Consider the following 10186-nt stretch of genomic DNA (forward strand, 5'->3'; position numbering starts at 1 on the left):
ATTAAACCATTTAATTGTGCTTGGCTAACCCCTTTACCGTCCTTTTGTGCAGCTAGGATGTCAGATAGCTGTTTTTGTTGGTCATCCGTCAGACTGTCAGGGTTGGCTTTGGCAAAGTCGGCAAGTAGCTTTAGGGCGTCTTGTTTTGCTGCAGCATGATTGTTAGCGCTGCCTGTTTGATTAGAGGCAGACTGGGTGCTTTGTTTAAGCGTGTTTAGGGCGTTAATAAGGCCATTAACACGATCAACTATAGCTGCTTGAGCTGGAGGTAATATTGTGTAGATATTTTTAACATCGGCATTTAAAATCGGCAATTTAAAGGAGGTTGACTCACCCATTTCAACGAATGGAACCTTTGGACCAACTTTATCTAAACTTTTTTTACTACAAGCGGCATGGCAATGAACTTCTTTTAGTTGATAGTGCCCATCTTTTAGTGAACTTTCTTTACCCAAGGTATTGGCGTTATTTACCTCATTAATAAGCTCTTTGCCATGAATCTGACCAGTTTCACCCGCTAAGAGAATGCTTTTATCATTTTTTAAATCATTGCCTTCTAGATAGATGTCTTGTCCTGCTATCATTTTTGCAGGATCAGATGCAACGACTCGGTCTTTTAAGGTATATATTTTATAGTTATATTCTTTATAATCTTCACCAAGTTTTTCATTGGTGTCTTTTGTATAGTAATCCCAGCTGCTTTTACGTAACTCATTTTCAAAGAAGAACCGTTTTTTATCATCATCTTTAAATTGCCACTTTATTTCATCTTTAGCTGATATGACTTCATTAATTTTTTGGAAAGTAGGATTACCATTTAATAGACTATCAGTCTTAATATACATATCCTTTGATGATTGAATGGTAGCACCAAGGTTGGTAATTGTTTGGGCGCTTCCAACCGCTTGATATGAATTATCCAAATCGCCACCAATATGTAACTCTCCATTACTTAAAAGCTGCGCTTGACCATTGAAGTCGGGATTAAATATGCCAGCGCGTGCAGGATTAGGATTATTGTTTAACTGTTTAACCCCAATATCTAAGCGATTACGCGCGGCAATCACCGGTGCCGGTTCGGATGTCACCGCATAATAAGTTGGCTCATAAGTAGTATGAGCATCAACCCATTCTTGGCTTGGATTGGGATCAGGTCCGTAAATAGGGATTTCTTGAGAAAACACTTTTTCAGTGCCAATCTGAACTTGTGGTCTAGTGGTCGGCAATATCGCTTTATATTCAACTGCACAACCAGAACTAGGCTCACAATAATCAACCTTGGTTTTAGAATATAAATCAGGGGTATTATTGAGCGTATTGGCCTTAATCGCCACATAATCCCCATAAATACGACCATCGCTTAGATTATTGAGCGTATTGCCAGCGGTCAAATAGGTTTTATCGCCATTAATCAACCCGCGGTTTTGAATATTATTGCTAGCATTCAGCTCCGTTAAATCGCCGCTTTCTAAACTGGCATCTTTTTGGTTATCAATGTTTTGTGCAGTGACTGCTAAGTGCTTAGCTATCGCAAGCTTACCTTGGTTAGTAAAGTCGCCTTGGCTGGTTAAGCTTAAATTATCGGCTTCAAGCTTATCGGTGGCACCATGGGTAAAGCTGTCGTTAAATGCCAGATTTAAAGTAGGCGCACGTAGCTGACCGCCAGTGTTCACCAGATTTTTAGCCGTGACATCCGCCTGTGTATAACCGTTAATGCTACCTGCACGGTTATCCACATTGGCACTACCATTGACCTGAACATGAGTTGATTCAATACGACCGTTAGCATTATTAAGCGTTTGGCTAATATTTAATGTGGCGGCATTACCCGCGACCACTTGACCGTTGCTATTGTCGATCACTGCCGCATTTAACGTGGCATTACCACCGGCAATCAACCCTTGCGATAAGATAGCATCGGGAGCTTGTTTGGTATCGCTGTTGCTAATAGTGCCGGCATCCACCGTTAAATCTTGATTGGCCAGCACCAAGCCATGATTGCTGTTATCAACTACGGCTGCGGTCACACTGGTGGTATGACCCATTAGCTGACCGGTTTGATTGGTTAAGTTAGCATTGCCGGCATTGACTGTTAACGCTTGTTTGGCCGCGATTTCCCCTGCCTTATTATTGATGCTGCTACCGGTGCTAGTAAGGTTTAAAGTATCGGCGTTGATACGACCGTGATTGTTATTGACATCGCCCGCGTGAATGACAGCAGTGCCATTGGCTATGATACCCACTGGTTTTGTAGTCGATTTGGTGTTTTGGTTACTAAGTAGCCCTTGGGTGGTGATGGTTAAACTGCCATCGGTTGCACTTTGGCTAATGAAGCCGGCGTTATTGTTGAGCGTTTGCGCCGTTAGTGCCACGTTGCTACCCGCCAAGGTCCCGCTATGATTATCGATTGCGCCAGAGCCGGTCACATTCAACGCATCATTGCTGGCAATCACACCTTGGTTGGCGACATTCCCCTGAGTAATGCTAATCGCTTTCGCGGCTTGAATGCTACCGGACTCGGTATTGGTTAGACTGCCACCTGCTATAGTGACCGCATCATTGACACTGCCAATGCTGCCAGCGTTGGTGGTGCTACCTGCATTAATCGCCATCGCTTGATTGGCAACAATTAATGCTTTGTCATTGTTAAGCGCGTCAGCATTCACCGTTAACGCCTTGGCAGCTGATAGCATGGCGCCATTGCCATTGGTAATCGTCCCACCGTTTACCGTCAGATCGTTGGCGCTTTGAATCACCGAGTCGCTGCCTTGCGAGTTGACACTGCCCGTTACCGTTAAATCGCCTTGACTGGTTAAAATTTTACCGCCTTGGTTATTGATCGCTTGGTTAGTTAACTGCCCAGCAGTAATCGTTGCCTGCGCTGCTTGTATGACACCGGCATCATTGGTGACGGTGCCTGCGCTGGTTAAAGTTAACCCCCTATTGGTGATCAATTGACCGTGGGTGTTATTGACACTGGCACCACTGATACGCATGTCACCGCTGCCAGTGTGAATCAGTGCCCCGTCTTGGTTATTGACAATCCCTGTGGCGGTTACATTAAGGTTGCTGGCATTGCCACCCAATTGACCGCCTTGGTTATTAAAATTACCCGTGTGAATGGTGAAATCGGCGCTGCCGGTTTGATTGATAGTGCCGCCTTGGTTCGACAGATTACCGGCGTTAATGGCAAAGCGATCCGCTTGCATCACTGCCTTGTGCGTCGCATCTAACGAGTCATGTATCAAGCTTGCAGGGGTGGTAAGAGCGATTTGTCCGGCTGCTTGGGTTTGCGCGCCGCTTAGAGTGATATCACCCGTTTTAGCAGTGAGTGCGATAGTTTGCGCTTGGTTTTGACTACCGGTGTAGTTCAATGCGCTGCCTGTAACCGTTAAATCACCGGTGGCCATGTTTAACCCGGCATTACTTTGCGCATCACGGCTAGTGATGGTTAAATGGGCAGGTAGGGTGCTTAATTTGCCATCAGGGGTAAGGCCGGCGATCAATTGACCGCTAGCCGTTTGAGTAAGGCTACCCGTATCCAAGGTTAGCTGGTTACCAGCTGCCATCATGGCAGTGTTGGTTAAATTACCTTGGTTGGTGATAGCGGCATTGCCGCCCGCGTAGACACTACCGGTATTGTTAAAGCGTTGACTGGTGGTGGTTAACTGATCACGACTGCTGATTTGCCCGGCGTTAGTGATGTCAGCTGCCGTTATCGCTAAGCTGCCATTACTGGCATAAACAGCCGCTTTGTTGGTGTTCGCCAACGTCCCTGTTAAATCTAGACGGCTGTCAGCGCTCGACGTAGGACTTAAGGCAGCGACCACCCCATTATCATTGTTTAAGTTGTTCGCGTTAATATCAAAGCGTTTGCCTTGAATACCGCCGCGTTGTTGGTTGTCACTATTATTAATATCACCGGCAATCTGCCAGGTTTGCTCGCCCAGGCTTAATACACTGCCTTGCTGGCTATTATTCACGCGGCTTGCGGTCAATAAAAGACTGCCACTGCCTGCATGCTGAATGTTACCAGTTTGGTTGTTTAACTCGCTGGTGTTAATGGTCAAGTTTTGGCTATTGGTGGCAATGACACCATCTTGGTTATTGAGTCCGCCAGGTAAGTTTAGGCTTAAATCATTGGTGCCTGCTTGGGTAATATTGCCATGTCGGTTATCTAACGCGTTGGCAGTGAGTTTAAGCGTGTTAGCCGCCAATTCACCGTTTTGGTTATTTAACCTGCCTTTGGCATTTAGGCTCATGGTCTCGGTGGCGGTAAGCTTGGCGCCTTGGGTGGATAAATCACCGTCTGAGCTTAAGCTAATTTCCCCCGCTTGGGTAGTGCTACCGGCTAAATCGGTGGGGTTGCCGGTTAGACTGAATTTGCCGGTCGCAAGGTGCGTACCACGGCTGGTTAGGGCGCCTGTTGTATTGACGATCAGATCTGCTTTGTCGGTCGATAAGGTGCCATCGGCGTTTAAGCCAGCGGCTAGCACACCGGTGCTAGTGTTGTTCAGGCTGCTAGCAGTTATAGTCGTCGCACCACCACTACCAATAATGCCGCTGTTATCAATGGCGCCGCTGGTCAAGCGATTACCTGTGCCGCCATACAGCTGACCGCTGTTGGTAAGATTTTGACTTTGCGTGGTAAGCCCACCGGTCGCGGTAATGGCGCCGCGATCATTGTTTAATCCTGCGGCGGTGATATTGGCAGCGCCTTGGGCACTGATATTACCTTGCGTATTGATTAAGTCGCCTTGGCTGGTTAGCGTTAAATTGCCTTTGGCATCGACTGTGCCGCGGCTGTTATCTAGACTTGCAGCACGGATATCGGTGACTTTGCCTTGAATCACACCGTCGCTATTATTTATTGCCCCAGCACTGTCAATACGGGCATCGCCTAAAGTTGCTAACACGCCTTGGGCATTATTAATCGGCGATTGGCTGGTCAGGTGAATACCCTGCTTACTAACAATTTGCCCTTGCGCGTTGTTAAACTGGCTAAGTTGCCAGTTTAGTGTATCAAGCTGTATGCGGCTGTTTTGGTTATTAACGCGGTTATCCGCTTGTAGACCATTGACTGCAATACTGGATTTATCCGTATTGGTTAAGGTTTGGGTGGTGACATCCATACCGCCATTGGCAGTAATAATGGCATTGCTGCCTTGGTTGTCAATCTGTTTAGCCGTGATTTGCCCGTTAGCCGTCACCGGTTCAAGCACTGGTACAGACGTATCTGGGGTAGGATTGGTGCTGTTGTTACTATTGGCAACTTGCTGACTGCCCGTTGCCGCGGTGCTAGGGGCGTTGGCTAAGCTTGGGGTAGTGGCAGTCGGTTGATCAGCATACAAGGCTTGGCCCATCACCGCTTGGTGTTGGTTGGTCAGGCTATTCGTGGTAACAGCAAGGTTGCCGCTGCCGGTTTGTTCAATCCGCCCTTGGTTGCTAAGGCTGTCAGTGGTTAGATTCACTTGTCCGGCACTGATGGTACCGGTGTTGGTGTTGGTGGTATTGCGGATAGAACCTTGTGAGCGTGCGCTAATCAGTCCACTGTTGGTTAAGCTGCTACTAGTAAGCTGCACGCCTTGTTGGCTACTGGCAATGGTGCCGCTGTTGGTGATGGCATTGCCATTGACGTTTACTGTTGCACCGTCTTTGGCACCCATAAAGCCGGTGTTGGTGAGGTTACCTTGGGCATCCAAACTTAAGCTATTGCTGGCACTGATATCCCCAGCATTGGTTACCCCTAAGCCTTTATCGGTACCAATCAGGCGGATTTTACCGGCGTACATACCGCCAAGGCTTGAAACATCTAAAGCAACGCCGGTGGCTTGGTTAGTTGCCGCTGGGTCTTTATGGGTAATTTGGGTGTTACTGGCATCGCTGTCATAGCTGACTTGATTAGTGCCTGAAATCACATCCAAGTTTTTAGCATACACCTTTGCGTTAATCTCATTGGTTTGAGCAATCAATTGCGTATAGTCACTGGTGCTGGTATCCATGCCTTTACCATCAATACGAATTTTGCCGCCACCCACATCAAATCCAGTGAGTCTGCCATCCGCCATTTGTGCTTGACCGGTGGTTAGGGTGGTGCGAGAGGCATTGATAAAACCGCAGCCCGAACAGGTAATACCCGCGGGGTTAGCAATCACCAGCTCGGCTTTGCCGCCGGCAATTTCGGTGTAACCGGCCAATTGACTGGGACTGGTTGAATTGACCTGACCTAAAATAACTTTGGCTTCCCCTTTACCAAGCCACGGGTTGCCTTCCACCCACCCAGCCGTTTGGCTCTGGGTGTTTTTTCGGCTGTTGTTTAAGATAACGCCGTCACTACCCACATCAAATTGACTAAAGCTGTTTTTAGAGACGCCCGCCGCTGAGGGGGTTTGGATGTTAACTTGGGTTATGCCACTGGCGGTTGTTAAAATGGTGGCTTGTTCGTTTTTACCGGCACTGCTATCGGCAATCACTTGGGTTTGTACGTCGGCATGGACCCATTGTGCCGTCCCTAAACTGACTAAAACAGCTGCGGTAAGTAACAGCCATTTACCATAGCAGTAGCCAACCATACCCCATGCTTGACTGTTAGCTGTGCTGTGGCTGTTGTCATGACCACCTTGGCTGCCAGCTTTGCCTTGAGCCACAGTTTTTTCTGAAACCACGACTAGGCGACCTAGGTTTTTATTAAAGATCACACGATACAGGCGGCTATTCATAGCGTTTTCCTTATTGGGTTAACCCTATGCTGTTTTTTTAGGAAGATGGGAGGTCAATGCGTGCAGCGAGTAGGGGTAAGGTAATAGGTTGGTAAAAAACATCAAGCCCTGCCGTCCCTAATACAGTCAAGACAGGGTTAAAGAGATTAAAATTCAAAGTTTAAGCTAAAGCCTGATACCCAATGTTTGTCACCAAAGCCATCCGGCTGTTTGAGTGGGTAACCGGTGAACACATCATAGCTTGCGTGCAGTGGGGCGATTTGACCTTTGATACCCACCGCAGCGCCAACTAGACTGTGGCCGAGCAGTAAATCGTTTTGGTCTTTGTTTTTCATGGACACATACCCAGCATCAACACCGGCGTAGATGGCATGCGGTTGGTTGGCTAAATATAAGCTCACATCTTGACGGGCTAAAACGCCGTGATCACCGGCCAAGGTGCGTTCACCATCAAAGCCGCGCACGCTGTAACGACCGCCAATCGCCATACGCTCACTGGGCACCAACGCATCCATGGCATATTGGCCTTTTAAGCTGCCGCTATACACCCACTGCTGTGGTTTGTTAGCTAGGTTTAAGCGAAACGGCCGGGTTAAACTGCTGCTAAGTTTGTAAATACCGGTACGGGCGGTGCCTTCGTTAAATAAACGCTCAGGCGGGTCAATGGCATCTAAAGCACCGGTACCACGTTGATAGGTTAGCTCAGTTCTCAGCGAAGCATCGCCTAATTTGCGTTCATCAGTCAGCCCTGCGGTCCAACCGGAGATTTTGCGGCGCTGTACGTCCACTTCAGTATCGTCAATATAATTGTTTTGTGATTTCACAAAGCCGCCGGCGTTAAACCAGGTTTTACTGTTAGCATCACGGTGGGCCAAATAGTGGCTGCCCACTGTCAGGTTGTCGCTTTCACCACGGTACTGGTAGTCTTGGTTAGCACCAGCCACCGTTTGATTATAAGTATAATGACTGGCATTGGCATCCAATAACCAGCGATCAATCGGTAGCACATAGCCCAAGGCATAGTTTTCGCTACCTTTATCGCCAGGGACTTGATCATTAATTTGGTTGCCCAGGTCGCGGCCATAGCTGACATACAGCAGATCATTTAAATTGGCGACATTGTCGAGACTTAGCGTGACATTGCCTTGGTATTTACCAGTGGCTTTAGACCCAGAGTCATCAATACCGATGCCTAAGCGCGCTTTACGGCGCTGCGCGTATTTGATTAACACATCACTGTGACCCGGGGCTTGCGAAGTACTGCTTGGACTGATAGAAAAATCAGCGTCAGCGGTCGGCACCCGCTTTAGGTTTTCAAGACCGGTCTCAAGGTCACGAATATTTAAGATATCACCAGACTTTAACGGCAGCGCAGGGGCAAAGTTGGCGGGTAGCCCTGTGGCGTCAACATACACAGGTACGTTGCTTTGTCGGGTATCGGCTTTAATTTGATCGATATAACCTGGAATAATGGTTAACAGTAAGGTGCCACTTTGCAAGTTCTGGTTACCAATGACCACGCGGGTGGTGGCATAGCCGCGCTCAATGATGCGATTTTGTACTTGGGTAACCACGCTGGTAATCTCATTAATCCCTAAGCATTTGCCCAGTACGCTGGTATTGCCTTGGGTTACTGGCAATAGCGCAAAGTCGAAGGTGTGTAGGTCTTGATAGGCTTTATGATCAAGGGCAGTCAGGGCGATTTGGTTAATGGTAAAGCAAGGGGCATTGGGGTCAACCGTGGCAGAGACGTTAGTTGGCGCCACGGCTTTGGTATCAATGGTTACTGTGGGGTTTGGAATCAATGCCTGATTGCGCGCGGCGTCGCGCTGTTGTTGTAGCTGTATTTGGTTATCAGCAATTTGTTGGGGGGTGAGTGCCATCGCTTGAGATTGGGCTAATATAGGTAAAATTAGCCATAGGCTGATAGGATACATCTTTATGGTTTTGGGTAAACGAGGCAATGATTGAACAGCACGCTTGGGGAAACTAACTGTATAAATTAACGACATCTTAAGGCAAATCCATTCTACAAACAGGTGTTTAGTCGCAAATTTACGCTTGTCTTGTTGAATTGTAAATAACTGATCAAGAAATAGTTAACAAATTAACACTAATAAACATTTAGCAATAAACTGAAACATTATGCTCAAGATTTTATTGGCTATGCTAGTAAAGTTTTTTTAGAGTGAAATCAGATACCTTTTTCATTAAAAACACTTGTTATTGTTGAAAAGGGAACCCGTTAAGGAATTCAGCAGTTTTGTCGTATTTGGCGTTCAATAATAACCGCTATTATTTACTTTAATAAAAACATATCAATAATATTAACTGAAGTTACGCAGCCCTTTAAAAAAGCGCTATCATAACAAAAAAAGCAGTCAGCGAGAGTAAACAAATGAACAAAGACATGATAGAACTCTACAGCGACTACCTCATCGCAAGTTTTGGGCAAACCACCGCCACAGGACTTGCCAATCTACTACAAGGGAGCATCTACCATGACAGCATCACCCGCTTTCTAAACAGTGAAACACTCACCGCCAAAGAACAATGGCAACTGATTAAACCCATGCTAAGACAGCATGAAAATGCCACACCCAATGCCATCGGCTATCTCATCTTTGATGACACCATACAGCCCAAACCACACACAAGCGTCGACGACATCAACTGCTGGCACTACGACCACACCCAAAACAAAAATGTTAAAGGCATTAACCTGCTTAACTGTCTGTATCATCGCAAAGATATCGACATACCCTTAAGCTTTGACATCATCACCAAACCCAATGTCTTTACCGATGACAAAGGCAACGTTAAACGTAAAAGCGATAAAACCAAAAATCAGCGACTGCTTGATATGTTTGATAGCGCAATCAAAAACCAAGTCAAATTCGACTATGTATTAGCCGATTCTTGGTTTTCAGCCAAAGCGACATTCAAACATATTCGTAAAGCTAACAAGCATTTCATCTTTGCGTTAAAGTCAAATCGCTTGGTGGCTTTAACCCCGGATGATAGAGAAAAAGGTAACTTTGTACGTATTGATGAATCTAATCTACCCGATAATACCCCTGTTCACGGCTTTTTAAATGACTATCATGATGAAGTCTTGTTATTACGCTAAGTTTACAAACAAGGACGATAGTATAGGGGTGTTATATCTGGTATGCTCAGATTTGCAATGCGACAAAGATAAATTTATCAACGGCTATCAAAAACGATGGCAGGTTGAAGTGTATCATAAGTCGTTAAAGCAAAATGCCAATTTGGGTAAGTCGCCTGCTCATAGCCAAAGGGCTCGGTTTAATCATATGTTTTTAGCTATGTATGCGGTGTTTAAGCTTGAGTGTTTGAAAATCAAAACCAAGTTAAATCATTTCGCTTTGCGTACAAAGTTACTAATTTCTGCTAATCAGTCGGCTTTTGCCCAGCTTAAGGCTATTAGCGGTGCGTAACTTCAG

General features: G+C 46.3%; 2 protein-coding genes and 1 pseudogene. 1 reads left to right on the forward strand and 2 read right to left on the reverse strand.

Translation table 11 applies throughout. The features are described from left to right. On the reverse strand, positions 1-6719 hold a 6719-nt coding region (locus RTR63_RS09705; protein ID WP_312523969.1), incomplete at its 3' end, for a two-partner secretion domain-containing protein. Between the two features lie 146 nt (positions 6720-6865). Continuing rightward, the gene (locus RTR63_RS09710; protein ID WP_312523971.1) at positions 6866-8731 is read right to left on the reverse strand and encodes a ShlB/FhaC/HecB family hemolysin secretion/activation protein; all 1866 of its coding nucleotides are present in this window, start codon (positions 8729-8731) and stop codon (positions 6866-6868) included. Between the two features lie 386 nt (positions 8732-9117). Here RTR63_RS09710 and RTR63_RS09715 point away from each other — a divergent pair. Beyond that, a pseudogene (locus tag RTR63_RS09715) lies at positions 9118-10180 on the forward strand (IS701 family transposase). Positions 10181-10186: the final 6 nt, after the last annotated feature.

The sequence above is a fragment of the Moraxella sp. CTOTU47724 genome (genome assembly GCF_032014955.1).
Taxonomy (GTDB): Bacteria; Pseudomonadota; Gammaproteobacteria; order Pseudomonadales; family Moraxellaceae; genus Faucicola; species Faucicola tetraodonis.